The organism is Nocardioides agariphilus (genome assembly GCF_015352445.1).
Lineage (GTDB): Bacteria > Actinomycetota > Actinomycetes > Propionibacteriales > Nocardioidaceae > Nocardioides > Nocardioides agariphilus.
Genome location: NZ_JADKPO010000002.1, coordinates 206,413 through 230,577, shown reverse-complemented (window position 1 = coordinate 230,577; position 24,165 = coordinate 206,413). Strand labels below are relative to the sequence as shown.

26 protein-coding genes are annotated in these 24,165 nt (G+C 71.0%); 14 read left to right on the top strand and 12 right to left on the bottom strand.

The genetic code is table 11. From position 1 onward, the window contains the following. The 5 genes from ISU10_RS02920 to ISU10_RS02900 all read left to right on the top strand — a co-directional run bounded on the left by ISU10_RS02920 (window position 1) and on the right by ISU10_RS02900 (window position 6,880). A complete protein-coding gene (locus ISU10_RS02920) occupies window positions 1-852 on the top strand; it encodes an ABC transporter permease (protein WP_228499281.1) in 852 nt (283 codons plus the stop codon). Between the two features lie 10 nt (window positions 853-862). Then, the gene (locus ISU10_RS02915) at window positions 863-1,672 is read left to right on the top strand and encodes an ABC transporter permease (protein WP_370864641.1); all 810 of its coding nucleotides are present in this window, start codon (window positions 863-865) and stop codon (window positions 1,670-1,672) included. Window positions 1,673-1,787: 115 nt separating this feature from the next. Then, a complete protein-coding gene (locus tag ISU10_RS02910; RefSeq protein ID WP_194694856.1) occupies window positions 1,788-2,240 on the top strand; it encodes a hypothetical protein in 453 nt (150 codons plus the stop codon). A gap of 90 nt (window positions 2,241-2,330) precedes the next feature. Further along, window positions 2,331-5,303 (top strand): ATP-binding protein, encoded by a 2,973-nt coding sequence (locus tag ISU10_RS02905; protein WP_194694855.1) that lies wholly within the window; start codon window positions 2,331-2,333, stop codon window positions 5,301-5,303. Window positions 5,304-5,431: 128 nt separating this feature from the next. After that, on the top strand, window positions 5,432-6,880 hold the full coding sequence (locus ISU10_RS02900; protein ID WP_194694854.1) for a hypothetical protein: 1,449 nt from the start codon (window positions 5,432-5,434) through the stop codon (window positions 6,878-6,880). 80 nt (window positions 6,881-6,960) lie between these two features. Here the strand turns inward: ISU10_RS02900 and hflX are convergent, their stop codons facing one another. Both hflX and ISU10_RS22815 read right to left on the bottom strand, forming a co-directional pair. After that, on the bottom strand, window positions 6,961-8,490 hold the full coding sequence (gene hflX / locus ISU10_RS02895; RefSeq protein ID WP_370864638.1) for a GTPase HflX: 1,530 nt from the start codon (window positions 8,488-8,490) through the stop codon (window positions 6,961-6,963). 44 nt (window positions 8,491-8,534) lie between these two features. Next, window positions 8,535-9,161: a PadR family transcriptional regulator gene (locus tag ISU10_RS22815; protein ID WP_370864636.1), complete on the bottom strand. Its 627-nt coding sequence runs from the start codon at window positions 9,159-9,161 to the stop codon at window positions 8,535-8,537. Between the two features lie 83 nt (window positions 9,162-9,244). Here ISU10_RS22815 and ISU10_RS02885 point away from each other — a divergent pair, with 83 nt between their 5' ends. Next, on the top strand, window positions 9,245-10,057 hold the full coding sequence (locus ISU10_RS02885; RefSeq protein WP_194694853.1) for an alpha/beta fold hydrolase: 813 nt from the start codon (window positions 9,245-9,247) through the stop codon (window positions 10,055-10,057). A 29-nt stretch (window positions 10,058-10,086) separates the two neighbouring features. Further along, entirely contained in the window at window positions 10,087-12,537 is a 2,451-nt protein-coding gene (locus tag ISU10_RS24005) for a GcvT family protein (protein WP_194694852.1), read from the top strand. An 82-nt stretch (window positions 12,538-12,619) separates the two neighbouring features. Here ISU10_RS24005 and ISU10_RS02875 read toward each other — a convergent pair whose 3' ends face one another. Genes ISU10_RS02875 through miaA form a run of 3 tightly spaced genes read right to left on the bottom strand, consistent with a single transcriptional unit; the run spans window position 12,620 to window position 15,230 of the window. Beyond that, window positions 12,620-13,396, bottom strand: a complete 777-nt coding sequence (locus ISU10_RS02875) for an SDR family NAD(P)-dependent oxidoreductase (protein WP_194694851.1) — start codon at window positions 13,394-13,396, stop codon at window positions 12,620-12,622. Window positions 13,397-13,453: 57 nt separating this feature from the next. After that, window positions 13,454-14,320, bottom strand: coding sequence for a diaminopimelate epimerase (dapF, locus tag ISU10_RS02870; RefSeq protein WP_194694850.1), 867 nt, complete (start codon window positions 14,318-14,320; stop codon window positions 13,454-13,456). Next, window positions 14,301-15,230, bottom strand: coding sequence for a tRNA (adenosine(37)-N6)-dimethylallyltransferase MiaA (gene miaA / locus ISU10_RS02865; RefSeq protein WP_370864648.1), 930 nt, complete (start codon window positions 15,228-15,230; stop codon window positions 14,301-14,303). Before miaA ends, dapF begins: the two co-directional genes overlap by 20 nt. Window positions 15,231-15,365: 135 nt before the next feature. Between miaA and ISU10_RS02860 the strand changes: the two genes are divergently transcribed. Together ISU10_RS02860 and ISU10_RS02855 are read left to right on the top strand one after the other, a co-directional pair. Further along, entirely contained in the window at window positions 15,366-15,527 is a 162-nt protein-coding gene (locus ISU10_RS02860) for a hypothetical protein (RefSeq protein ID WP_194694849.1), read from the top strand. After that, a complete protein-coding gene (locus ISU10_RS02855) occupies window positions 15,524-15,751 on the top strand; it encodes a hypothetical protein (RefSeq protein WP_194694848.1) in 228 nt (75 codons plus the stop codon). Before ISU10_RS02860 ends, ISU10_RS02855 begins: the two co-directional genes overlap by 4 nt. Before the next feature lie 41 nt (window positions 15,752-15,792). Here the strand turns inward: ISU10_RS02855 and ISU10_RS02850 are convergent, their stop codons facing one another. Next, window positions 15,793-16,656, bottom strand: a complete 864-nt coding sequence (locus ISU10_RS02850; RefSeq protein WP_194694847.1) for a hypothetical protein — start codon at window positions 16,654-16,656, stop codon at window positions 15,793-15,795. Then, entirely contained in the window at window positions 16,656-17,159 is a 504-nt protein-coding gene (locus ISU10_RS02845) for an RNA polymerase sigma factor (RefSeq protein WP_194694846.1), read from the bottom strand. The genes ISU10_RS02850 and ISU10_RS02845 overlap by 1 nt, the downstream gene beginning before the upstream one ends. Window positions 17,160-17,336: 177 nt before the next feature. Here ISU10_RS02845 and ISU10_RS02840 point away from each other — a divergent pair, with 177 nt between their 5' ends. The 3 genes from ISU10_RS02840 to ISU10_RS02830 all read left to right on the top strand — a co-directional run bounded on the left by ISU10_RS02840 (window position 17,337) and on the right by ISU10_RS02830 (window position 18,313). Beyond that, a complete protein-coding gene (locus ISU10_RS02840) occupies window positions 17,337-17,525 on the top strand; it encodes an antitoxin (RefSeq protein ID WP_194694845.1) in 189 nt (62 codons plus the stop codon). A 41-nt stretch (window positions 17,526-17,566) separates the two neighbouring features. Continuing rightward, a complete protein-coding gene (locus tag ISU10_RS02835; RefSeq protein WP_370864631.1) occupies window positions 17,567-17,989 on the top strand; it encodes an NUDIX hydrolase in 423 nt (140 codons plus the stop codon). A gap of 69 nt (window positions 17,990-18,058) precedes the next feature. Beyond that, entirely contained in the window at window positions 18,059-18,313 is a 255-nt protein-coding gene (locus ISU10_RS02830; RefSeq protein WP_194694844.1) for a hypothetical protein, read from the top strand. On the opposite strand, the gene miaB is transcribed toward ISU10_RS02830, so the two are convergent. The 3 genes from miaB to ISU10_RS02815 all read right to left on the bottom strand — a co-directional run bounded on the left by miaB (window position 18,310) and on the right by ISU10_RS02815 (window position 22,193). Continuing rightward, window positions 18,310-19,827: a tRNA (N6-isopentenyl adenosine(37)-C2)-methylthiotransferase MiaB gene (gene miaB / locus ISU10_RS02825; RefSeq protein WP_194694843.1), complete on the bottom strand. Its 1,518-nt coding sequence runs from the start codon at window positions 19,825-19,827 to the stop codon at window positions 18,310-18,312. The two genes, ISU10_RS02830 and miaB, sit on opposite strands and share 4 nt — an antisense overlap. 55 nt (window positions 19,828-19,882) lie before the next feature. Further along, window positions 19,883-20,245: a thioredoxin family protein gene (locus ISU10_RS02820; protein WP_194694842.1), complete on the bottom strand. Its 363-nt coding sequence runs from the start codon at window positions 20,243-20,245 to the stop codon at window positions 19,883-19,885. Window positions 20,246-20,348: 103 nt separating this feature from the next. After that, complete coding sequence (locus ISU10_RS02815; protein WP_370864629.1) at window positions 20,349-22,193, bottom strand: S9 family peptidase; 1,845 nt, start codon at window positions 22,191-22,193, stop codon at window positions 20,349-20,351. 42 nt (window positions 22,194-22,235) lie between these two features. On the opposite strand from ISU10_RS02815, the gene ISU10_RS02810 reads away from it, so the two are divergent. After that, window positions 22,236-22,385: a DUF8730 family Cys-rich protein gene (locus tag ISU10_RS02810; RefSeq protein WP_194694841.1), complete on the top strand. Its 150-nt coding sequence runs from the start codon at window positions 22,236-22,238 to the stop codon at window positions 22,383-22,385. Here ISU10_RS02810 and ISU10_RS24000 read toward each other — a convergent pair. Then, a complete protein-coding gene (locus ISU10_RS24000) occupies window positions 22,382-22,588 on the bottom strand; it encodes a VOC family protein (protein ID WP_228499357.1) in 207 nt (68 codons plus the stop codon). The genes ISU10_RS02810 and ISU10_RS24000 overlap by 4 nt on opposite strands. Window positions 22,589-22,757: 169 nt before the next feature. Further along, on the bottom strand, window positions 22,758-23,540 hold the full coding sequence (locus ISU10_RS02800) for a trans-aconitate 2-methyltransferase (RefSeq protein WP_370864626.1): 783 nt from the start codon (window positions 23,538-23,540) through the stop codon (window positions 22,758-22,760). A 66-nt stretch (window positions 23,541-23,606) separates the two neighbouring features. Between ISU10_RS02800 and ISU10_RS02795 the strand changes: the two genes are divergently transcribed. After that, window positions 23,607-24,101, top strand: a complete 495-nt coding sequence (locus ISU10_RS02795) for a MarR family winged helix-turn-helix transcriptional regulator (protein ID WP_194694840.1) — start codon at window positions 23,607-23,609, stop codon at window positions 24,099-24,101. The last annotated feature ends 64 nt before the right edge of the window (window positions 24,102-24,165 follow it).

The following is a 24,165-nucleotide window of genomic DNA, read 5'->3' as shown; positions in this document are numbered from 1 at the left end:
TTGTCAGGAGTCCTGCACCGTCACCCCCGGCTCCGGCTCGGGCTGCTCCTCGGGCCGCCCATGCTGTGGCTGGGGGTGGCGTACCTCGGCGCGCTCGCGGCGCTGTTCATCACCGCGCTGTGGACCGCCGACGGGTTCACCGGCAACATCCAACGGGAGTGGACGCTCGACAACTTCAAGGACGTGTTCTCCCTCGAGGTCTACCGGACCATCACCATCCGGACCCTGCTCACCGCTGTCGCGGTCACCGTCATCGATGCGGCGCTCGCGTTCCCGGTCGCGCTCTACATGGCCAAGGTCGCCTCGCCGCGCGCCCAGCGCCTGCTGGTGATCGCCATCCTCACGCCGCTGTGGGCGTCGTACCTCGTGAAGGCCTACGCGTGGCGCGGCATGTTCAGCGCAGACGGCCCGATCGCCTGGCTGGCCGACCCGTTCGGCCTGTCCACCCCGGGCTACGGGTTGGTCGCGACGGTGGTGACGCTGGCCTACCTGTGGCTGCCCTACATGATCCTGCCGATGTACGCCGGCCTCGAGCGGTTGCCGAACTCCTTGCTGGAGGCCTCGGCCGACCTGGGCGCGGGTGCTCGGGTGACCTTGCGCCGGGTGGTGCTGCCCGTGCTGTTCCCGGCCGTGGTCGCGGGCTCGATCTTCACGTTCTCGCTGACGCTGGGTGACTACATCGCGGTCAAGATCGTGGGCGGCACCAACCAGATGCTCGGCAACGTCATCTACGACAACGTGCTCACGGGCAACAACCTGCCCTTCGCCGCAGCGGTCTCGACGATCCCGGTCGTGATCATGCTGGTCTACCTGGCCGCCGTACGCCGGACGGGAGCCCTGGACAACCTGTGAGGCAGAACCCGTGACCCTCTCGCCGCTGACCCGCCGGCTGCTCGCCCTCATCACAGGCGTGGCACTGCTGGTCGTCTACGCACCGCTGATGCTGGTGCTGCTGAACTCCTTCAACACCTCGCAGTCGTTCGCGTGGCCGCCGACGGGGCTGACCACGCGCTGGTGGCAGGCCGCCTGGGAGTCGCAGGGCGCGCGTGCTGCCATCTGGACCTCGGTGGAGGTGGCCGTCTTGGCGACGGCGATCGCGCTGGTGCTCGGGACGATGGCAGCACTGGCGCTCCAGCGGTTCGCCTTCTTCGGCCGCGACTTCGTGTCGCTGCTGATCATCTTGCCCATCGCGCTGCCCGGCGTGGTCACCGGCATCGCGTTGGCCAACGCCTTCACCACGATGATCGGCATCGAGCTCGGCTTCTTCACCCTCGTGGTCTCGCACGCGACGTTTTGCATCGTGACGGTGTTCAACAACGCCGTCGCCCGCCTGCGGCGGCTCGGCGGCAACCTGGAGGAGGCCTCGATGGACCTCGGGGCCGGCACCTTCCGGACCTTCTTCAAGATCACCTTGCCGATGCTGCGCTCCTCGCTGCTGGCCGGTGGTCTCCTGGCCTTCGCGCTCAGCTTCGACGAGATCATCGTGACCACGTTCACCGTCGGCCAGGGCATCCAGACCCTGCCGATCTGGATCTACCAGAACCTCTTCCGCCCCAACCAGGCTCCCGTCGTCAACGTGGTCGCAGCAGCCCTGATCGTGCTGTCGGTCGTGCCGATCTGGATCGCCCAGAGGCTCGCCGGCACCGACGAGAGCGTCGCCGCGGCCCACTGAGCCCAGCCGTCAGCGCGGCCACGGCTGGTCTGCACCTGTCCATTGGTACGACAGCGCTGCTGGTCACCTGCTCCCTACGCTCAGGCGTTCACCCCCCACACAACTGGAGCACCACATGGAACTGATCACCACCGGACGACGCCTCAGTGCCGTCCTCGCCGCGCTCGCCGCAGGCGGCCTGCTCACCATGGCCCAGCCGGCGAGCGCCGCCAGCCGGGACTCCGACCACGACGGGATGCCCAACCGCTGGGAGGTCCGTCACCACCTCAACCCGCTGCGCGCCAACGCCAACGGCGACCGCGACCACGACGGGCTGCGCAACCTCGGCGAGTTCCGTCACCACACCGACCTGCTCGACGTCGACTCCGACGACGACGGTCTCGAGGACGGCGACGAGTCCCACGACTGCACCACCGCCACCAACCCCGATGACGCGGACACCGACGACGACGGCGTCGAGGACGGCGACGAGGACGGCGACCACGACGGTGTCGACAACGCCGACGACGACTCCGACGACGAGTGCGACGACTCCGGCGACGACTCGGGCAGCGACTCCGGCGAGTGACCCTGGCAGTGACCCTGGCAGTGACCCCTGGCCGGTGACTCCGTGGAATGGAGGGTGAAGTGATCCGTCCCCTCCCCTAACCTGAGCGAGGTGCGGCTCGACGTGGTGGGAGGTCCCACGGTCACCGGTCCGGGCGGGATCGTGGCGGGTGGTCAGCTCGGTGGTCGTCGCGCGCACGTGGTGCTGGTCGCGCTGGCCCTCGAGGGCGGCATCCTCTCCGGGGAGCGCCTCGCCGACCTGGTGTGGCACGACCGGCCGCCGACCACGTGGCCGGTCGCACTGCGTGGGGTCGTGGGCGGACTGCGCGCCGTGCTCCGGACCGTCGGCATCGACGACTCGGCGTTCCTGCAGACCGTTCCCGGCGGCTACCGGCTCGCGCCGGATGTCACCGTCGACGTCGTCGAGGCCGACCTGCTGCTCGACCGGGCAGACGAGGCGATCCGGGACGGACGACCCCGAGCGGCCCGAGACGTCGTCGCACGACTCACCCGCTGGCGCGGCGCGGACGTGCTTCCCGACGCGGAGTCCGGCTGGCTGCAGGTGCACCGCGAGCGGGTCGACACGGTGGCCCGGCGGGCCTGGGACCTCACGGTCGAGTCCGCGTCGGCCGACGGCGACCACCGACAGGCCGTGGCCTCCGCCCAGCAGTGGGTGAGCCTCGCACCACTCGACGAGCGAGCCCATCGCGCCCTGATCGCCGCCCTCGACTCCGCCGGTGACCGGGCCGGTGCGGTCCGTGCGTACGAGGCGTGCCGCAGCCTGCTGGCCGACGAGCTCGGCGTCGATCCCACGCGGGAGACGGTCGAGGTCTACCTGAAGGCGCTCGGCGACCAGCGCAGCCTCTCGCAGGCTCCGGTGCCGCGGGCGACGACCACCTTCCACGGGCGGGCCGACGAGGCCGAGGAGCTGTCCGGACACCTGCTCGAACCCGGGCTCGTCACGGTGGTCGGGCCCGCTGGCGTGGGCAAGTCCCGGGTCGCCGCTGAGGTCGCCCAGGCGCTGGTCGCCAAGGGCGCGCGCGAGGTGCGCTGGGTGCCGCTCGAGGTCGTCGCCGAGCAGGAGCTGGTGGGGGCCAGCGTTGCCATGGCGCTCGGCGTCCCACCCGGTGATGACCCGGTGCAGTCGGTGGTGGGTGAGCTGTCGCCGTACGGTCCGCTGCTGCTGGTGCTCGACGGCTGCGAGACAGCTCTCGACGGCGTCGCCACCCTGGCGGGTGCGCTCGTGGCCGGCTGCCCCCAGCTCACCCTTCTCACCACGAGCCGGATCCCGCTGGGCCTCCAGGACGAGGTCGTCGTCCGGCTCGCCCCGTGGCCCGTGCCGGACGTGGAGACCGACGTACCCGCCGCGGGACCGGCGCTCGACCTGCTGGTCGCCCGCTCCGGCGAGGGCAGCGACGCGGTCCGTCACGCAGACGCAGCGATCGTCGACAGCCTCCTGCGGCACTGCGGCGGGATCCCGCTGGCTGTCGAGCTGGTCGCCGCACAGCTCTCGACGATGGCGCCGGGCGACCTCGCCGACCGCCTCGACCAGCTCCTGCACAGCGATGACGACCCGGTGCGCGGCGTCGCGAGCAGCAGCTACGCCTTGCTGTCGGACGAGGAGGCCGAGGTCTTCCGCCGCTTCGCCGCGCTCGACGGGGAGGTCGGGCTGGGTCTGGCCACGCAGGTGCTGGCCGGCGGATCCGTGACCGGCCCGAGAGTGGTGCGGATCCTCGGCCAGCTGGTCGCCTTCGGGCTGCTGCGCGTGGACCGTGGCTCCGAGCGCTGGCGATGGAGCCAGGACGACGAGCTGCACCGCTACGCCCGCGAGCTGCTCTCCGGCGCCGACCAGGCGGACGAGGAGGCGGCGACGTTCGCGCGCCTGGCCGGCGCCGTACGCGCGGTGCTGCCCGACGACCCGCGCGCGGCCCCGGGAGCGTACGCCGAGCAGGTCACCGCGATGCTGGCCTCGGTCCGGTCGCTTCTCGCGGCCGCCGTCGACGGCCGGGCCGACGGGGCAGCGGGGCTCGAGCTGGTCTTCCGGCTGCACCGCTACTGGGCGGCCACGAGCCTCGGCGAGGGGCGGTTCTGGCTCGGCCGTCTGCTCGAGGCCGAGAGCACGCGCGAGGAGTCGACCTGGCGTCCCTACGCGACCTACGCCCTCGGCTACCTGGAGTACTGGGCCGGAGACAGCGACCAGGCCATCCCGCGCCTGCGGCTCGCTGCCGAGCTGCTCACCGGCGTCGACGACCAGTACGTCGCCAGGACGCTGGTCTTCCTCGCCGGGCTCCTCGACGACACCGACCATCCGGCCGAGGCGGTCGCGGTGATCCGGCGATCGATCGGGATCGCCGAGCAGTTCGGGCCCGAGCTCCGGATGCCGACGCTGATGGGCCTGGGCAGTCTCCTGTCCGAGCGAGGGGACCCGGAGGCCGCCGAGCACGCCGCCCGCGCGATCGAGGTGTGCCGCGCCTCCGGAGAGGCCGACCAGCTCCGGATGGCCCTGCCGACGGCCGCGATGATCTGCTGGATGGTGGGCGCCGACGACCAGGCCCGCGCCTACGTCGCCGAGGCGATGCCCCTGCACGACGCCGGTCCGCGCATCGCCAAGGTCGTGCTCTACTCCGCAGCCGCCGGTCTCGCGCTGGCGTCGGGCGACGCGAGCACCGCCGCCGAGCTCGCCGCGACCGCCGACGCCGACGGCACCGAGCTGGGCGTCGAGCGCGAGCTGCCGCTGGCCAGGGCCATCTCGGCGCGCGCACTGCTGGAGCTCGGCGACCTGGTCGGCGCGGCCGACCGCGCCTGCGCCGCGCTCGAGGCCGCGATGACGATCTCCTACGACTTCCCGCTGGCCATCGGCCTGGAGACCGCAGCCCTGGTCGCCGACGCAGCCGCTGCGGGAACCCCCGAGCAGCGGGCCTGGCTGCTCGACAACGCGGCCGAGCTTCGTCGGCGAGGCGACCGGCCACCCCCGGCGAGCATGCCGACGCCGGCACCTCTCGACGACGTCGCCGCGGCGTCGTACGAGCCTCTCGACGCGCGAGCGGCAGCCTCTTTGGCCCGCAAGATCCTGGCGGACCTCTGAGGCTCACTGCGCAGAGGCCGTGAGCCGAGGCGTTACTCCGGCATTACGCCCGCGAGGTGGACTGCTCACCTGCGGTGGTCTCGACCGGGGCGCGACCACCGACGCAGCCCGTCACGCCAGGAGGAGCCATGCCACGTACGACCCGAAGGTCTCGGACCGTCGCCGCCGCACTCGCCGCGATCCTGACCACCTCGATGTTGAGCACGTCCATGCTCGGCGCGCCGGGGGCTGACGCCGCTCCACCCGGGCCGTTCGGCTCGAGCATCACGCTGGAGAGCCAGTCGTCCTACGCGGGCGTCGACGTCGCCGTCGATCCATCCTCCAACACGGCGTACGTCGCCTGGATCGGCGACGACAACGGGCCGAACCCGCGCCAGGTGCACCTGTGCGTGGTCCCGCTCAAGGCGTCGAGCTGCTCGGGCGGCATCAAGACGATCAGCGCGATCGACGGGTCGTCGGCAGCGGGCATCCAGGTGGAGGTGACCGCGCCGGGAGTGGCGACGCTGGTCTGGTGGCACCAGTCCGGGCTGAGCAACGCCAAGGTGGCCACCGCGACGTTCACCGGTGGCGTCCTCTCCCCCGGCGTCGACGTCGCGGATGCTCCCAGCAACGGCGTCCTCTTCGATGTCGTGGCCGCCCCCGACGGCCAGCTCTGGTCCGTGACGCGCGACTTCGGCAGTGGGCAGACCCTGCAGCTGCGGCCCGGCCTGACCGGCTCGCCGCAGAACGTCACCGCTCCCTGGATGGTGGGTCAGGCCTCGCTGGCGTTCTCCGGCACGACCCCGATCCTGCTGATCTCCCAGTACGGTCCGATCTCCGACCCGGTCTACTTCTCCACGGGCCCCGCCTGGGGCCCCTTCAAGGCCGTGCCGAAGACCTGGAACCTCGGCGTCTTCAGCGACATCGTCACCACCAAAAGGGGTGTGCGGATGATCGCCTCGGAGTCCAACGCGAACTACCGTCCGGTCGTCGGCAAGTGGACGGGCACGGCGTTCACCACCCCCGCGCTGATCGGCGAGAACAAGTCCTGCCCGGCCCTGACCTTCGACCTGGTCGCCGACGCCAGCGGCCGGATGGCCAACGTCAGCGAGCGCTGCGGCAAGCTCGGCATCTACAACCACCCGCTGACCACGAGGGCTGCGGTCACCTACTTCAGCTCAGGGGGCACCATCTCCGGCGCACCCCAGATCAGTACGACGGTGCGCGGCTACGCCTTGGTGGCGTGGGCGGTCCTCGACAACACGATCGGCGCCAACCTGCGTGCCCGGTGGGTGCGACTGCCCTCGCTGCTGGCCGTCAAGTCAGCCAAGGCCAGCGGCAACAAGGTCTCGGTCAAGGCGCCTGTCGGCTGCCTCACCCCGGTCTCCTACAAGGCCATCGCCAGGGCCACCGCGGCCCGCGGCTGGAGCGTCGTCTCGCGGTCGCTGAAGCTGGACGGCGTCAACAAGGGCGCCGACGAGGTCATCGACGGCGAGAAGCTCTCCTCCGGCAGCCACACGCTGATCGCCAAGGCCGTCTTCCGCAAGGGCGGCCAGCGGGCGACGGCTACCAAGAAGGTCACGTTCAAGGTCTGCTGACCGACCCGTGACGGGGACTCCCGGCCCGGCCACCGACCCCACATCGGTTGCCGGGCCGGGTGTGTCCCGACAACCGAGTCTCAGACGGCGAAGGACGCCAGCTCGCCGGCGAGTGCCTCGGTGGCACGGCCGGTGACCCGGGTGCCGTCGCCGGTGTGCTCCATCGACTCGATCTCGCCCTCACGGTGGAGGCGGTCGAGCAGGTCGCCGCGGGCATAGGGCACCAGCGCCTCGAACTCCACGCCCGGACGCGGCAGCTCGTCCTCGACCATGCGGAGTACGTCATCGACGCCCTCGCCGGTCTTGGCCGACACGACGACCGAGTGCGGCTCGCGCTGGCGCAGACGGGCGACGACCATCGGGTCGGCCGCGTCGACCTTGTTGATGACGATGACCTCGGGCACCTTGTCGGCGCCGATCTCGCCGAGCACCTGCCGGACCGCCGCGATCTGGCCCTCGGGATCGGGATGCGACCCGTCGACGACGTGCAGGATCAGGTCGGAGTCGGCGACCTCCTCGAGCGTCGAGCGGAAAGCCTCGACGAGTCCGTGCGGGAGGTCGCGGACGAAGCCCACCGTGTCGCTCATCGTGTAGACGCGACCGTCGGCGGTCGTCGTACGCCGCGTGGTCGGGTCGAGGGTCGCGAACAGCGCGTCCTCGACCAGGACGCCCGCCCCGGTCAGCCGGTTGAGCAGCGAGGACTTGCCGGCGTTGGTGTAGCCCGCGATCGCGACCGAGGGGATCTCGTTGCGCTTGCGCTCCTGGCGCTTGGTGTCGCGGGTGCCCTTCATCTCCTTCAGCTCGCGGCGCAGCTTGGCGATCTTGGTGTTGATGCGGCGCCGGTCGGTCTCGATCTTCGTCTCGCCGGGGCCGCGTCCGCCGATGCCGCCACCATCGGCACCGACCCGTCCGCCGGCCTGGCGGGACAGGTTGCCGCCCCAGCCACGCAGGCGCTGCTTCATGTAGTTGAGCTGGGCGAGCTCGACCTGCGCCTGGCCCTCGGCCGACTTCGCGTGCTGGGCGAAGATGTCGAGGATGAGGGCCGTGCGGTCGACGACCTTGACCTTCAGCCGGTCCTCGAGGTTCCTGAGCTGGCTGGGCGCGAGCTCGCCGTCGCAGATCACGGTGTCCGCGCCGGTGGCCTGCACCATCTCCTTGAGCCCGTCGACCTTGCCGCGACCGATGTACGTCGCCGGGTCGGGCTTGTCGCGCCGCTGGTAGATCGCGTCGAGCACCGTCGAGCCGGCCGTCTCGGCAAGCAGCGCGAGCTCGGTCATGGAGTTCTCGGCGTCCTCGACCGAACGGCTGGTCCACACCCCGACGAGGACGACGCGCTCGAGCCGCAGCTGGCGGTACTCGACCTCGGAGATGTCCTCGAGCTCGGTCGAGAGGCTGGCGACCCGGCGCAGCGCGTGGCGCTCGGCCAGGTCCTGCATGCCGACGGTGAGCTCTTCGGGTTCCTCGGGATCCGGCTCGTCGGCGTACCCGGACTGCCACCCGTCGTCCGCTGAGTCGAGGTTGATCTCGGACGCGGGGTCGTCGAGGTCCCACCCCGCCGTCTCGTCGAGCTCGGCCTGGAGGGAGAAGTTCTCGTTCTTCGCGTTCGTCATACCGTCCTCCAGGGTAGGCGCGAGTGCCTGACCGGAGCGAACCATTAGCCAACGGCCGCCCGACACTCGGCCACCAGGGTCGCGAGCGAGCCGGTGGCATCCCAGTCGTCCGGCTCGTGGACCGAGGGCCACGAGTCGACCTGCGCCCGCGCCCACCTGGCCCAGCGCAGGACCGTCAGCTCCTGCTCGACCTGCAGCCGCACGGCCAACGCGTTGAGGTGCATCCGCGTCGGGAAGGCCGGGTCGGCCACCCCGACGTCCACGTTGTCCGCCAGGTCCGAGACCCGCTGGACGGACTCGGCGACGATCCGGTCCAGCGTGGTCCGCAGCTGATCGAGGGTGCCAGCGTCGGCGAAGAACACCTTGACCAGCGCCTCGAACTCGCTGGACCGTGCCGCCGACGGCTCGTCGAGCCAGCGCGCGAGCTCGGTGCGCCCGGCGTCGGTGATGCCGTAGACCGTCCGTGGGCGCTTGCCCGTCGACCCGGAGGTCGCGGTCGCCAGGCCGTCGGCGACCAGCCGCTTGGGCTCGTCGTACAGCTTCCGCTCGGCCCGGGGCCAGAACCAGTGGAGGCTGCGCTGCACCTGTCTCGCCAGCTCGTACGTCGTCCAGTCACGCAGCCCGAGCAGGCCGAGCAGGGCGTACGACGTGGTGGTCCGCGGGCTCGTCACCCGCGCATCTTGACATAGTGCCCGGGGCAGTATCTACTCCTCTCAAATACTGCACAGGGCAGTATCTTGCGAAGGAGGCCCCGATGCCCACGACCACCTCTGCTCCACTCGCCGTCACCGACATCGGTACCGGTGGACCCGCCCTGCTCCTCATCCCCGGCTGGTGCGGTGACCGCACCGTCTTCGACCCGCTGCTGGCCTCGGCCGGCGGCCACCGGCGCGTGGTCAGCGTCGACCTTCCGGCACATGGCGGGTCGCCGGCGCCCGACGGCGACTTCGGTACCAGCGAGGTCGTCGACGCTCTCGTCGCGACCATCGAGGCGCTCGGCATCGACACCGTCGTACCGGTCGGCCTCTCGCACGCGGGCTGGGCGGCCCTCGAGCTCCGGCGGCGGCTCGGCCCCGACCGGGTGCCGGGCGTGGTGCTGCTGGACTGGATGGTCCTCGGGACGCCCCCGGGCTTCGCCGACGCCCTGGCCGGATTGCAGTCCCCGGCGTGGGCCGACGTACGCGCCGGCCTCGCGGCCATGTGGACCGACGGCCTCGACGTGCCGGCGCTCACCGAGTATGTCGCGTCGATGACCACCTACGGCGAGCGGCACTGGCAGCGCGCCGGCCGGGAGATCGCCGCGGCGTTCGAGGAGCACCCGGTGCCGCTGCAGGCGCTGGAGGAGCTGCAGCCCTGCCCGGCGCTCCACCTCTACGCCCAGCCGGCCGCCGATGAGGTGCTGGCCGCACAACAGGAGTACGCCGCGACGCACCCGTGGTTCTCCGTGCAGCGGCTCGACGCCCGCAGCCACTTCCCGATGTTCGAGGTGGCCGACGACATGGTCGCCGCCATCGAGGCCTTCGTTCCGGGAGTCGTGCACCTGAGCGTGAGCGTGAGCGCACCCTGAACCGCACGACCCTCTGAGAGAGTGCTCCCGTGGCTGCCGAACTACCCGCTCGCGCTCGCGTCGTCGTCATCGGGGGCGGCGTCATCGGCGCCTCGATCGCCTACCACCTCGGGCACCTCGGCTGGGGCAGCGACGTGGTGCTGCTGGAGCGCGACCGGCTGACCAGCGGTACGACGTGGCACGCAGCGGGACTGATGACCTGCTTCGGGTCGTTCTCCGAGACCTCGACCGGGATCCGGCTCTACTCCCGCGAGCTGTATGCCCGTCTGGAGGCCGAGACCGGCCAGGCGACCGGGTTCAAGCCGGTGGGGCTGATCGAGGCGGCGGCCGATCGCGACCGGCTCGAGGAGTACCGACGCGTCGCGGCGTTCCAGCGCCACCTGGGCCTGGAGGTCGAGGAGATCTCGCCGGCGGAGATCGGCAAGCTGTTCCCTTGGGCGAGGACCGACGACCTCCAGGCCGGCTTCCACGTGCCGGGAGACGGCCGCGTCAACCCCGTCGACCTGACCACCGCACTCGCCAAGGGCGCCCGGATGAAGGGCGTCCGCGTCGTCGAGGGCGTCACCGTCACCGACGTGGTCACCGAGCAGCGCGGGCAGCTCGACTCGGTCACCGGGGTGCGGGTCGCAGACAGCGTCATCGACTGCGAGTACGTCGTCAACGCGACGGGGATGTGGGCGCGCGAGCTCGCCCTCAGGTCGGGTCTCAACGTGCCCAACACCGCAGCGGAGCACTACTACCTGATCACCGACACCATCGACGGGCTCGGCCCGGACACCCCGGTCTTCGAGGACCCCGCGGCGCACGGCTACTACCGCGAGGAGGGCGGCGGGATGATGGTCGGGCTGTTCGAGCCGCGGGCAGCCGCGTGGCACCCCGAGGGCGTGCCGGCCGGGTCGTCGTTCACCAAGATCCAGCCGGACTGGGACCGGATGGGACCGTTCCTGGAGACCGCGATGGCGCGCGTGCCGGTGACGCTGGAGGCCGGAGTACGCACGTTCTTCTGCGGCCCCGAGTCGTTCACCCCAGACCTGTCGCCGATCGTCGGCGAGGCCCCCGGGACCCGCGGGTACTTCGTCGCCGCCGGCATGAACTCCGTCGGCGTGCTGTCTGCCGGCGGCCTGGGCCGCGTGGTCGCGCAGTGGATCGTCGACGGCAAGCCCGACGTCGACGTGACCGGCTTCGACGTCGACCGCTTCCGTGACTACCAGGCCGAGCAGACCTACCGGGCCACGCGCACCACCGAGATCCTCGGCACGGTCTACGCCGCCCACACGCCCGGCAAGCAGCTGTACTCCGCCCGCGGCGCCAAGCTCTCCCCCGTCCACGACCGGCTGGTGGCCAACGGTGGCTACCTGCGCGAGGTCTCGGGCTGGGAGGGCGCCGACTGGTTCGCGGGACCCGGGGTGACCCCGACCGCGACGCCGACGTGGGGGCACGCCGACTGGTTCGCGCAGTGGCAGGCCGAGCACCGCGCTGTCCGTGAGCGCGCCGGCCTGATGGACATGTCGTTCATGACCATGCTCCGGGTGACCGGCGCCGACGCGGGCCGCGTGCTCGACCACGTCTCGGGCGGTGCCGTCGACGGCGAGTCCGAGCAGATCACCTACACCCAGTGGCTCGACGACGCCGGCAAGCTGCAAGCCGACCTCACCGTGACCAAGCTCGCCGACGACGACTTCTGGGTGGTCGCGTCCGACACCGCCCACGGACACGTCCTCGCCTGGCTCCGTCGCCACATCGGCGACGGTGACGTGACGATCGACGACGTCACCGAGCAGTGGGCGCAGCTGAACGTGCAGGGGCCGCGGTCCCGCGAGCTGCTCGCCACCCTCACCGACGCCGATCTGTCGAACGACGCCTTCCCCTTCCGCACCGCACGCTTCGTCACGCTCGGCGGAGTGCGGGTGCTGCTCGTGCGCATCACGTACGTCGGGGAGCTCGGCTACGAGCTGTACCTCCCGTCCGCCGGCGCGCTCACGGTGTACGACGCCGTCGCCGCGGCCGGCGCCGAGCCCGTCGGCCTCAAGACGCTGGCCAGCTGCCGGATGGAGAAGGGCTATCGCGACTTCGGCCACGACATCGACAACACCGACAACGTGATCGAGGCCGGCCTCGGCTTCGCCGTCGACCTCGACAAGCCGTCGTTCATCGGTCGCGAGGCCGTCCTCGCCATCAAGGCCGCGGGCATCCCGCACCGCCGGCTGGTCCAGGTGCGGCTGACCGACCCCGACCCGTTGCTGCACCACGGCGAGCTGGTCCTCCGCGACGGCGAGGTGGTCGGGTACGTCCGCGCCGCGTCGTACGGCTGGACCCTCGGCGGCGCCGTCGGCCTCGCGCTCCTCGACGCCGGCGAGCAGCCGCTGACCGCCGACTGGCTGAAGGCAGGCACCTGGACCGTCGACGTAGCCGGTACGACGCACGACGCGGTCGTCTCGCTGCGCCCGATGTACGACCCGACCAACGAGCGCATCAAGTAGCCGAGTCGGCGCAGATCGCCCCTTCTGTAGCGCCGAGTCGGCGCAGACAGCCCTCCAATGGGGGCGATCTGCGCCGACTCGGCTACTTCGGGGGCATGCGGATGCCGCCGTCGACGCGGACGGTCTCGCCGTTCATGTAGGTGTTGGTCAGGCAGGCCACGATCATGGTGGCGAGCTCGTCGGGGGTGCCGAGGCGCTTGGGGAAGAGCACGGAGGCGCCCAGCTGCTCCTTGAACGCCTCGGGTTCCGGGGCGAAGTCGTAGATCGGGGTGTCGACCAGGCCGGGAGCGACCGTGTTGAGCCGGATCGCCGAGGCGGCGAGGTCGCGCGCCACCGGCAGCGTGAGGCCGACCAGGCCGCCCTTGGACGCGGCGTATGCCGCCTGGCCGATCTGGCCGTCGAAGGCTGCCACCGATGACACGTTGACGATCGCGCCGCGCTCGCCGTCGGCGTCGAGGTCGTTGCGGCTCATCGCCGTCGCGGCGATGCGCACGGTGTCGAAGGTGCCGACCAGGTTGATGGCGACGACCTTCTTGAACACCTCGAGGTCGTGCGCCGACTCGTAGGCCCCGTCGCGACCGACCGTGCGCTGTGCGGACCCGATGCCGGCCGAGCACACCAGGGCTCGCAGGCTCCCCAGCTCGGTCGCGCGCTCGACGGCCGCGATGATCTGGTCGGTCCGGGTCACGTCGACCGAGACGAACACCCCGCCGATCTCTTCGGCCAGCGCCTCACCCTTCTCGGCATTGAGGTCTGCGATGACAACGGCTGCGCCGAGCGCTGCGAGCTGCCGCGCGCTTGCTGCGCCGATGCCCGACGCGCCTCCGGTGACGACGGCGGATGCTCCCTGGAAGTCCATGGGTGGACCCTATGGGGTGTGGTTGCGAGGCTCGCAGGCTCGCACCTCAACCACCGATCACAAGCTCGTCCTCCCGGTGGCCACGATGACGGCCGGTCCGGTCAGCAGCACGTGGTCGTCCTCGGTCCAGGTGAGCGAGAGGGTGCCGCCAGGGACGTCGAGCTGGTAGGTCGCGGGCCTGGGTGCGTTGTCAGCCTGCGCTGCTGCGACCAGCACGGCGCCGGCCCCGGTGCCGCACGAGCGCGTCTCGCCGGAGCCGCGCTCGTGGACGCGCATCGCGACGTGCCGCTCGCCGCGGCGCACGACGAGCTCGACGTTGACTCCGTGGGGGTATGTCGCCTCGTCGTGGCCAGGAGGCCGCGTGAGGTCGAGGCCGGCCAGGGTCTCCTCGTCGTCGACGAAGGCAACCGCGTGCGGGTTGCCCATGTCGACGTTGGTGGCCGACCAGGTGCGGTCGCCGATCGAGACCGAGGTGGCGGTCAGGACCTGCGGGATGCCGAGGTCGACGGTGACCCGGTCGCCCTCCACGAGCAGGGTCTTGTTGCCGTCGCGCGTGCCGACGTCGATCGGGAGTCCGGGGGTGACCAGGCCCTCGTCGACCAGGTAGCGGACGAAGACGCGGATCCCGTTGCCGCACATCTCCGCGATCGACCCGTCGGCGTTGCGATAGTCCATGAACCACTCCGAGCGCGAACCCTGGGTCGCGACGAGCTCGGCCGGCCTCATGCGGCTGGTGCGGACGACCCGCAGCACACCGTCGCCGCCGATGCCGGCGCGGCGGTCGCACAGGCGCCGAACCCGCTCGGCCATCTCGTCCTCGCTGAGGCCACCATGGGTGTCGCCCTCGAGGTCGGGCAGCAGCACGAAGTCGTTCTCCGTGCCGTGTCCCTTCAGGAACGGGTAGTCACTGGCGGCCTGGCCCACCTGCCCATGGTCCCACGGCGGCAAGAGCCTGCTCGACGCGTCGAGGGTCGTCGTACCTCACCCAGACGATGCGCGGATCCTTGCGGAACCAGGAGTCCTGCCGCCGGGCGAACCTGCGGGTCGCCACCACGGTCCGCTCCCTCGCCTCGTCGAGGGACAGCTCGCCGTCGAGGTACGCCGCGACCTCGCGGTAGCCGATGGCCACGGCAGCCGTGCGTCCCTCACGCAGGCCCTCTCCGATCAGCCGCTCGACCTCGTCGACGAGACCGTCGGCAAACATGGCGTCGACGCGTTGTCCGATCCGCTCGTGCAGGGCTGGTCGGTCGATGTCGACCCCGATCTGCACGGTGTGCGCGTCGAGGTACTCCAGCTTCGGCAACGTCGCGGAGAAGGGCCGGCCCGTCAGCTCGACGACCTCGAGGGCGCGCACGATGCGGCGGCCGTTGTCGGGCCGGATGTTGGTGGCGGCCTCGGGGTCGAGCCGGCCGAGGCGCTCGTGCAGCGTTGCTGGGCCGACCGCCGCCAGCTCGGCCTCGAGGCGGCCGCGCACCTCCTCGTCGGTGCCGGGGAACTTGAACCGGTCGAGCACCGCCCGGGTGTAGAGGGCAGACCCGCCGACCAGCACGGGCACCCGCCCTCGCGACCGAACCTCGGCGATGACGGCGCGGGCGTCCTGCTGGAACTGCGCGACCGTCAACGGCTCCTTGACACCGAGGTAGTCCAGCAGGTGGTGCGCGATCCCACGCCGCTCGGCGACGGGCGTCTTCGCCGTACCGACATCCATCCCCCGGTAGACAGCCATCGCGTCGGTGTTGACGATCTCGCCCCCGAGCGCCTCAGCCAGGTCCAGGGCCAGCTCACTCTTGCCCGAAGCCGTGGCGCCGACCACGGCCACGATCGGTGGCTCCACCCGTTGGTTGAGGAGGTCACCCGGCGACCGTCTCGACACCACCTCGTCCGACACGAGCAACAGTCTTCACCCCGGGAGGTGGTTGAACCTGTCGCCGTGGCTGGTTTGGTGGAAGGCAGAGGGAGTGATCAACCAATGACGACGACACCAGCACCAGAGCACGACCCGAGCCAGCCGCGGCCGGACGAGCCGATCGTGCCCGGCCACCCCAACCCCGAGGTCGTGCCTTCGGGCGACCCTGGCGAGCGGCCCTTCGCGGACCCAGAGCCAGAGACCCAGCCGGAGGTCCGGCCGTGATCGACGTCGGCGACATGCCCACGCCTCAGGTCGAGGAGCCCGAGCGCTTCCCGGGGGGCGCCGACGCACTGAGCAACCAGGCGAAGTACGGCGAGATACCCGACGGTCCGATGGGCGTCGACCTGCCGCCGGACAAGAACCCCCTGACGGCGCTCGCCGACGACCGCGTGCCCGAGGTCAGCGAGCCTGACGACAAGTCCCAGGAGCCCGAGACCGCTGGTTGAGGAGGGCGCTCTGGCGCCCGTCTCGAAACCCGGTGGGCAACTCAGGCTCGCCAGTCGAGCAACCTCGCGGTCGCCAGCCTCGTCAGGCGCTCGACGTCCGCGAGATGCGTCGTGCTGGCCTCCCAGCCACGCAGCTCCAGGAACGTCACGGCGTCACCGACCTGCACGACCACCACGTAGGAGTCGATGTAGGCCGGTCCAGAGTCCGGCGGCGAGCCGAAGAGGTACTCGAAGGACGTCGAGACCTTGATCAGCATGGCGCGGTCGGCCCGGGCGCCGGAGGTCGCAGTCGGCGGCTCCTCCAGGGAGTAGCGGACGGCACCGCTCTCGAGCTCGGACTCCTCGGGGCAGTCCTTGACGGCCTCCTGCATGAGGAACCAGAGCGCGGCGGCATCCTTCTCGCTGCCCATCACGACGATGGTCTGGGCGATGGTGCCGTCGGGAGTATTGACGGCTGGAGTGCCCGGAGAGTGGTAGTTCCCCAGCCTCGTGGCCTCCGAGTGCGGGGAGCCATCGAACTGGTCCGACACCAGCGGCGAGCGTCCGCACGGCGCGAGCACGTCGGCGGTGTCGCGGCCCCCCAGGGCGAAGCCCAGGTCGTCCTTGCCCAGCCAGGCCTGCGCCGAGATCACCTCCGGCGGCGGACTCGAGTGGATCGTCTCGGAGACCGTCGGGCTGACCGTGGGCGTGCCCACGGGCTCGAGCCCCGCACTTCTGGTCAGACCGTTGGCGGTGACGGCGATACCGGCAACCGCGACGACGGCCGCCACGGTGCCGACGGCCGCACGCACCGCCGTACGCCGGTCGCTGCGGCGGCGCAGCTCGCCCGGCTCGGGCAGGTGCGCACGGTGGGCGTCGTCGCCCAGGCTGCGGAACAGGGCGCGCTCATCAGGCTCGTGCACCATCAGGCACCTCTCACTTCGGCTGAGTCGTCGGGACCCGCCAGCTGGGCGGCGAGCGCTGTGCGACCACGCGACAGCCAGGACTTCACGGTGCCGACCGGCACCTCGAGCTCGAGCGCGATCTCGCTCACGGGCAGGTCGAGCAGGTAGTGCATCGCCAGTGCGCGTCGCTGGTCAGCCGGGATCTGCCTGAGCGCGGCGGTCAGCGCGACCACGTCCTCGCTGGGCGGGTCGGCGGGGGCGGGCTGGCCCGTGCGGGTCACGGCGCGTCGCAGACCGGCTAGCCGGCGCCAGCGGTCGGTCGCCAGTCGCGACGCCGTCAGCCGCAGCCAGGCCTCGGGCGCCGGGTGCGCCGAGACCTCGCGCCAGTGTCGCCAGGCCCGCAGGTAGGTCTCCTGCGCAACGTCTTGTGCTTCCCCGAGCTCGCCGGTGAGGGCGTAGCAGTAGCGGAGCAGCCGCGGTGACGTCGACCGGTAGAAGTCGTCGTACGCGTTGGCGTCTCGCACCTTCCCACCCTCCTCGGTTCTCACTGTCCTGCCCACGGTCGTGCCCACGGTCGTGCGTGGTCACCCTCTAACACGGGCGACTGTGCACCCAGGTTGCAGCAGGGTGTCGAGGACTTCTGGCGCCACTAGGCTGGCCGGGACGTGGCCATCGGGGCCACCGCACGAGAGGGCGAACCCATGGGTTTCCTCGATGACGCAGTCGACAAGGCCAAAGACCTCATCGACGACAACGACGAGAAGGTGGACGACGCCATCGAGAAGGGCGGCGACCTCCTCGACGACAAGACCGGTGACAAGTACGCCGGCCAGGTCGACAAGGCACAAGACTTCCTGCAGGACAAGACGGGGTCGGGAGACACCCACTGAGCAAGCCTCGTCCAGCGGGCACCATCGGCAGGTTCGTCGTGGTGCCCGCTGCCTATGTGTTCTTCCTGCGCGAGGACCACGTCCTGCTCCAGCTACGCCACAACACCGGCTTCATGGACGACCACTGGGCTGCCGCAGCAGCCGGGCACGTCGAGCAGGGCGAGACGGCCTACGACGCCGCTCGGCGCGAGGCCCTCGAGGAGGTCGGGCTGTCAGACCTCGAGCTGGAGTTCGTGACCGCCATGCAGCGCACGCAGGGCGGCGCGCCCATCGACGAGCGCATCGACTTCTTCTTCACCTGCCGCTCGTGGTCCGGCGAGCCGCGCATCGTCGAGCCCCACAAGTCGGCGGCCATGGGGTGGTTCCCCTTGTCGGCGTTGCCGGATCCCGTCGTCCCGCACGAGCTCGTGGTCCTGCGCGGCCTGACCGAGGGCATCGAGCCCTACTCCACCTTCGGCTTCTGAACGGTGGATCGCTGGTTGAGGTGCGAGCGCAGCGAGCCTCGAAACCAAGATCCTGGGTACCGCACGATGATGAGCGACCTCCAGGACTCCACGCCCGGATCGGCGGGCAAGCACCGCGCCGAAGGCGACATGGGCGTCAGCAGCGAACGTACGGGCCCGACCGGACCCGACCAGCACACCACCGACGGCGTCCGCGACACCTCCGTCGACCGGCCGGACGGCGATGACGGGCCTCCCGAGCAGCGTCCCGGCAACGAGGAGACCAACCCGGAGGGCATCGAGCCCAAGGCGGGCTACCCGTCGAAGGACCCCCGCGACGACTAGGCGGGAGCGCCCACTTTCGGCATCCCCAAGCCGACGACGGGGGCGGCCGGAGCCGCCGTACGCGCCTGCCAGGCATCGCCCGAACGAGTACGCCGAACGGCCAGCACCCCGCCGTCGGCCACGAGGTGGTGAGGAGCGGCCCGGGTGATCTCGACGGTCACCATGTCGCCGGGGCGGATCGGTGCCGTGTCGGCCGAGCCATCGGTGGTCGGGCCAGCGGTGGTCGGGCCAGCGGTGGTCGGGCCAGCGGTGGTCGAGCGTGTCGAGACCACGGGGTCGAAGTGCACGAGCCGGTTGTCGGGTCCTCGCCCGGAGAGCCGGTGGGTGGCGGCATCCTTGCGGCCCTCGCCCTCGGCGACCATCAGCTCGACGGTGCGGCCCACGAGTCGCTTGTTCTCGTCCCAGGCGATGTCGTTGACCAGCTCGACGAGGCGCTCGTAGCGGTGGCCTACGACGTCGGCCGGGACCTGGTCGGGCATGGTCGCGGCCGGTGTGCCGGGCCGGATGGAGTACTGGAAGGTGAAGGCACCCGAGAAGCGAGCCGCCGCGACGACCTCCATGGTCTGCAGGAAGTCCTCCTCGGTCTCGCCGGGGAAGCCCACGATGATGTCGGTGGTGATCGCGGCATCTGGCATGGCGGCTCGGACGCGGTCGATGATGCCGAGGTACCTCTCGCGGCGGTAGGAGCGACGCATGGCCCGGAGGACGCGGTCGGAGCCGGACTGCAGCGGCATGTGCAGCTGCGGCATCACGTTGGCGGTCTCGGCCATGGCCGCGATCACGTCGTCGGTGAACTCGGCCGGGTGAGGGCTCGTGAACCGCACCCGCTCCAGGCCCTCGACCTCGCCGCAGGCGCGCAGCAGCTTCGAGAAGGCCTGGCGGTCGCCGAACTCCACGCCGTAGGCGTTGACGTTCTGCCCCAGCAAGGTGACCTCGCTGACGCCCTCAGCGACCAGCGCGCGCACCTCGGCCAGGATGTCGCCCGGCCGGCGGTCCATCTCCTTGCCACGCAGGGCCGGGACGATGCAGAAGGTGCAGGTGTTGTTGCAGCCGACCGAGACCGAGACCCAGGCGGCGTACGCCGATTCCCGCCGGGTGGGCAGCGTTGAGGGGAAGACCTCGAGCGACTCGAGGATCTCGACCTGCGCCTCCTCCTGCACGCGAGCCCGCTCCAGCAGCGCCGGCAGTGAGCCGATGTTGTGGGTGCCGAAGACCACGTCGACCCACGGCGCCTTGCGGGTGATCTCGCCGCGGTCCTTCTGGGCCAGGCAGCCGCCGACCGCGATCTGCATGCCCGGCGTCTTGGCCTTGACCGGCGCGAGGTGACCCAGGTTGCCGTAGAGCTTGTTGTCGGCGTTCTCGCGCACCGCGCAGGTGTTGAACACCACGACGTCGGGCGTCGAGCCATCGGCCGCGGCGACGTACCCGGCGTCCTCGAGCAGACCGGTCAGCCGCTCGGAGTCGTGGACGTTCATCTGGCACCCGTAGGTGCGGACCTCGTAGGTGCGCGCCATAGCCGGAACAGCGTACGGCGAGCGGCCCGGACCCGGCGTATCGCCGGTCGTGTCCTCAGGCGCCCTGAGCAGCGACCTTGGCGCGGACGTCGTCCATGTCGAGCGCGCGGACGGCGTCGATCAGCTGGTCGAGCATGGGGGCGGGCAGCGCACCGGGCTGGCGGAAGACCATGATCCCGTCGCGGAACGCCATCAGCGTGGGGATCGAGCTGATCTGCAAGACGCCCGACAGGTCACGCTCCTCCTCGGTGTTGATGCTGCCGAAGGTGATGTCGTCGTTGGCCTCGGAAGCCGCTTCGTAGATCGGTGCGAACATCCGGCACGGGCCGCACCAGGAGGCCCAGAAGTCCAGCAGCACGATGCCGTCCTGCTCGATGGTGTCGGTGAAGTTCTCCGCACCGACGGTGACGGTGGCCATGACGTGCTCCTCGGTTGGTGACGCGGTCCATCATGCCAACGCACGACCCTGGCGGATGCTTCCCGGGTCGCGTCCCCGGGGGCCGAGGACGGACGGTCCCACCTCAACCGCCGGAGCCAGAGAGGTGCTGGACCAGGAACTCGATCGCGTCGGGGTAGGCGTCGAGCCGGTTGGCGCGCTTGGCCAGGCCGTGGCCCTCGTCGGGGTAGACCCGCAGCTCGCAGTCGACACCCTTGTCGTCGAGGGCGGCCTTGATCTGCTCGGCTTCCGAGAGAGGCACGCGCGGGTCGTTGGCGCCATGGATGACGAACAGCGGCGCGACCAGGTCGTCGAGGTAGGTCAGCGGCGAGGCCTTCTCGAGGAACTCGCGGTGCTGGTCGAGGAAGCCGTACTCGCGCTCGCGGTAGGCCCGCCGGTAGGCCGAGGTGTTCTCCAGGAACGTCACTAGGGAGGAGATGCCGACGATGTCCACGCCCGCGGCCCAGCGCTCCGGCTGCATCGCGAGGCCGGCCAGCACCATGTACCCACCGTAGGAACCGCCCCACAACGCCGAGCGCGACGCATCGAGGCCGACCGTCGGCAACCAGTCGTGGATGGCGGCCAGGTCGGCCACGGAGTCCAGTCGCAGCTCGACGTCGTCGAGCGAGACCCAGCGCCGCCCGTAGCCCGAGGATCCGCGCACGTTGGGCACGAGGACCTCGAAGCCGCACAGCGCCAGCGCCTGCCAGACCGCGGAGTACATCTGGACCGCCTCGGACTCCGGTCCGCCGTGGATGTGCAGCACCGAGGCCCCCACGGATGCCCGGGCGAGTGCGGCGTCTGACTCGTCACCCGTCGGGGCGGCCGCGAACCGGAAGCACGGCACCTGCTCGCCGTCCGGGGTGGGGATCCGGTGGACCGTCGGGGTGACCAGACGCTCGCGCAGATCCGGCGGGATGCTCTCGCGCCCGTCGACCAGCAGTGTCACCGCACCCGTGTGGGCATCGACGCTGAGGATCGACCCCGGGTCGGTCGGCGTGGTCGCGGCGACCACGAACCGTGAGCCGTCGGCCGACCAGCGCACGATGAGCGGATGCACCGGCCCGAGGTCGACGTCGACCCGGTGGGTGCCGTCGGCCTCGTGGACGGCCAACGTGTCGGCCCCGTCGACGTGGTGCATGACGACCATCGCCGACCCGTCGCGCGACAAGGTCGCGGCCACGTCGTGGTCGTCGCTGGTGACCAGTGACCGCCACGAGCCGTCGAGCCCGAGCGCCCAGACACCGTGGAACTCCTGGGCGTGGTCGGAGCTCACCACCAGGGACTGGTCGTCGGCGGCCCAGCCGGCGACGAAGTGGCTGGCGGGCTCCTCCGCATCGGTGAGAGCCACCGACGACGACGGCCCTGCCACCGAGACCAGCGTCGAGGCCGGCACCAGGGACAGCCGGGTGACGGCCACCGACCGCTCGTCGTGAGAGACCGACGAGCCGATCACGTAGCCGCCGTCGTCGAAGACGACCGACTCCTGCCCCGTGTCGAGGTCGCGCACGACGATGTCCATGTCGACGTCGTTGCGCCGGTTGGTCGAGTAGATGAGGGAGGCCGACGTGACGTCGTACAGGACGTTCATGTGGTCGGGATCGCTGACGACCGGCGTCAGGTCATCGAGCCTCGCGGGTCGACCCAGTGGTGTCGTGAGGTCCAGCAGCGAGATCTGCCACTTCTCGTCGCCGCCGTTGTCGTGCTCGACGAGCACCTGACGACGACCCGGCACGTAGCGGCCCGCACACCGAGAGGGCAGATCGGTCAGGGCGGTGGTGGTGCCGTCGGGGTCCACCTCGACGAGCTGGAGGCTGCCGAGGTCGTCGTTGCCGGCGAGCACGCGACCTTCGGCGTCGATGTCGAAGGCGGCCCAGAGCCGGATGTCGAGCAGGGAGCGCACGGTCCCCGAGACGCCGCTGTCGGTCACCGGGCGACGCTAGCACCGGGGCTGCCTGGCACACTCGGCCCCATGTGCAGCCCCGTCCGCTGCCGCACCTGCGGCAAGATCACCTGGTCCGGCTGCGGCGACCACGTCGACGAGATCAAGGCGATGGTCCCCGACGAGCTGTGGTGCCCGGGCCACGACAACGACGAACCGGCCACCAACCTGTTCGTCTAGCGAGCCGCCAGCACCTCGACCCGGTTGCCGTGCGGGTCGTAGGCGTGGAACCTCAGGAAGCCGGCAAAGCTCTCACGCTCCCGCTCGTCGACCTCGAAGCCTCTCTCGCGCAGCCGAGCAGCCACGGCGCCGAGATCGTCGACCACGAACGCCGGATGAGCCTTGCGGGCGGGGGCGAACCCGTCCTCGACGCCGACATGCAGCTCAGCGACGACCGCGCCGTCCTCGTCGTAGGCACGAAACCACGCGCCACCGCGACCTCGTAGGTCGGCCGGCTTCTCGACCTCGAGGAGCCCGAGGCGTCGGCGTAGAACGCCCGCGCGGCATCCTCGCCCCCTGGCGGGCAGGACACCTGCACGTGATGCAGCGCGATCATGACCCGGCTCCCACGCGGGCGACCACGAAGATCCGGCGGAACGGCAGCACCACGCGCCCGTCTCGTGACGGGTACGCCGCCCGCAGCCGCCGCTTGAACTCCTCCTCGAAGCCCGGCCTCAGGTGGTCGGGCAGCGCTTGCAGCGTCGGACGCGCACCCGTGCCGGAGACCCAGGTGAACACCGGGTCATCGCCCCGCAGGACGTGCAGGTACGTCGTCTCCCAGGCGTCGACCTCGCACCCGAGGCGCTGCAGGGCATCGAGGTAGACGACGGGGTCGTGCGAGTCCGGATGCGAGGCGCCGGCGGTGTGCGCGGCGTACGGCTCCTGTGCCGCGAGCTCGGCGCGGATGGTGTGGCTGGGCTCGTCGAAGTTGCCCGGCACCTGGAAGGCCAGCCACCCACCCGGCCGGAGCCGCGCGACCAGGCTCTCCATGAGCTCGAGATGCTCCGGCACCCATTGGAGCGTCGCGTTGCTCACGATCACGTCGATCCGGTCGCTGGAAGGCGCCCACGCCCACTCCCGGAGGTCCTGGACGCGGAACTGCACCGCTGGCGTCGTCGCGCGAGCCTTCTCGACCATCTCGACACTGGAGTCGAGGCCGACCACCTCGGCTCCCGGCCAGCGCTGGGCCAGCAGCGCGGTGAGGTTGCCGGGGCCACACCCGAGGTCGACCACGGTGCTCGGCGAGGTGGCGCCGATGCGAGCGACCAGCTCGGCGAAGGGCCGCCCTCGCTCATCGGCGTAGGTCAGGTAGCGCTCGGGATCCCAGGTGTGCACGATCCGACCATGGCATCCGAATTATCTTGATGTCAAGATTCTTGACCCATCGCTACACTGCCGCCCATGCGCGATGAGGTCGACGAGCTCGCCGATGCGTGGGCACGCGAGCGCCCCGACCTCGACCTTGCCCCCGTGGCGGTCTTCAGCCGCATCAGCCGGCTGGCGCGTCATCTCGACCTGGCCCGCCGGGAGGCGTTCGAGGCCCATGACGTGGAGTCGTGGGAGTTCGACGTACTGGCCGCCCTGCGGCGCGCGGGGGCACCCTATGAGCTCTCGCCCGGGCGGCTCCTGCGCGAGACCCTGGTGACCAGCGGCACGATGACCAACCGCGTCGACCGGCTCACGGCGCGCGGCCTCGTCGAACGCTCCCCCGACCCTGACGACCGCAGGGGCGTCATCGTGCGACTCACCCCCGAGGGCAAGGCCACGGTCGACGGCGCGTTCACCGCGCTGCTCGACGCCGAGCGCGGGCTCCTGGCCGACCTCCCCGACCGCGACCGTCAGCGGCTGGCCGGCTTGCTGCGCACGCTGCTCGCGCCCTTCGCCCGCGAAGACTGACACGGCAGGACAGGAAACCGGACGGGAAACAGGACGGGAAACAGGACGGGGAAGACGGGGAGGC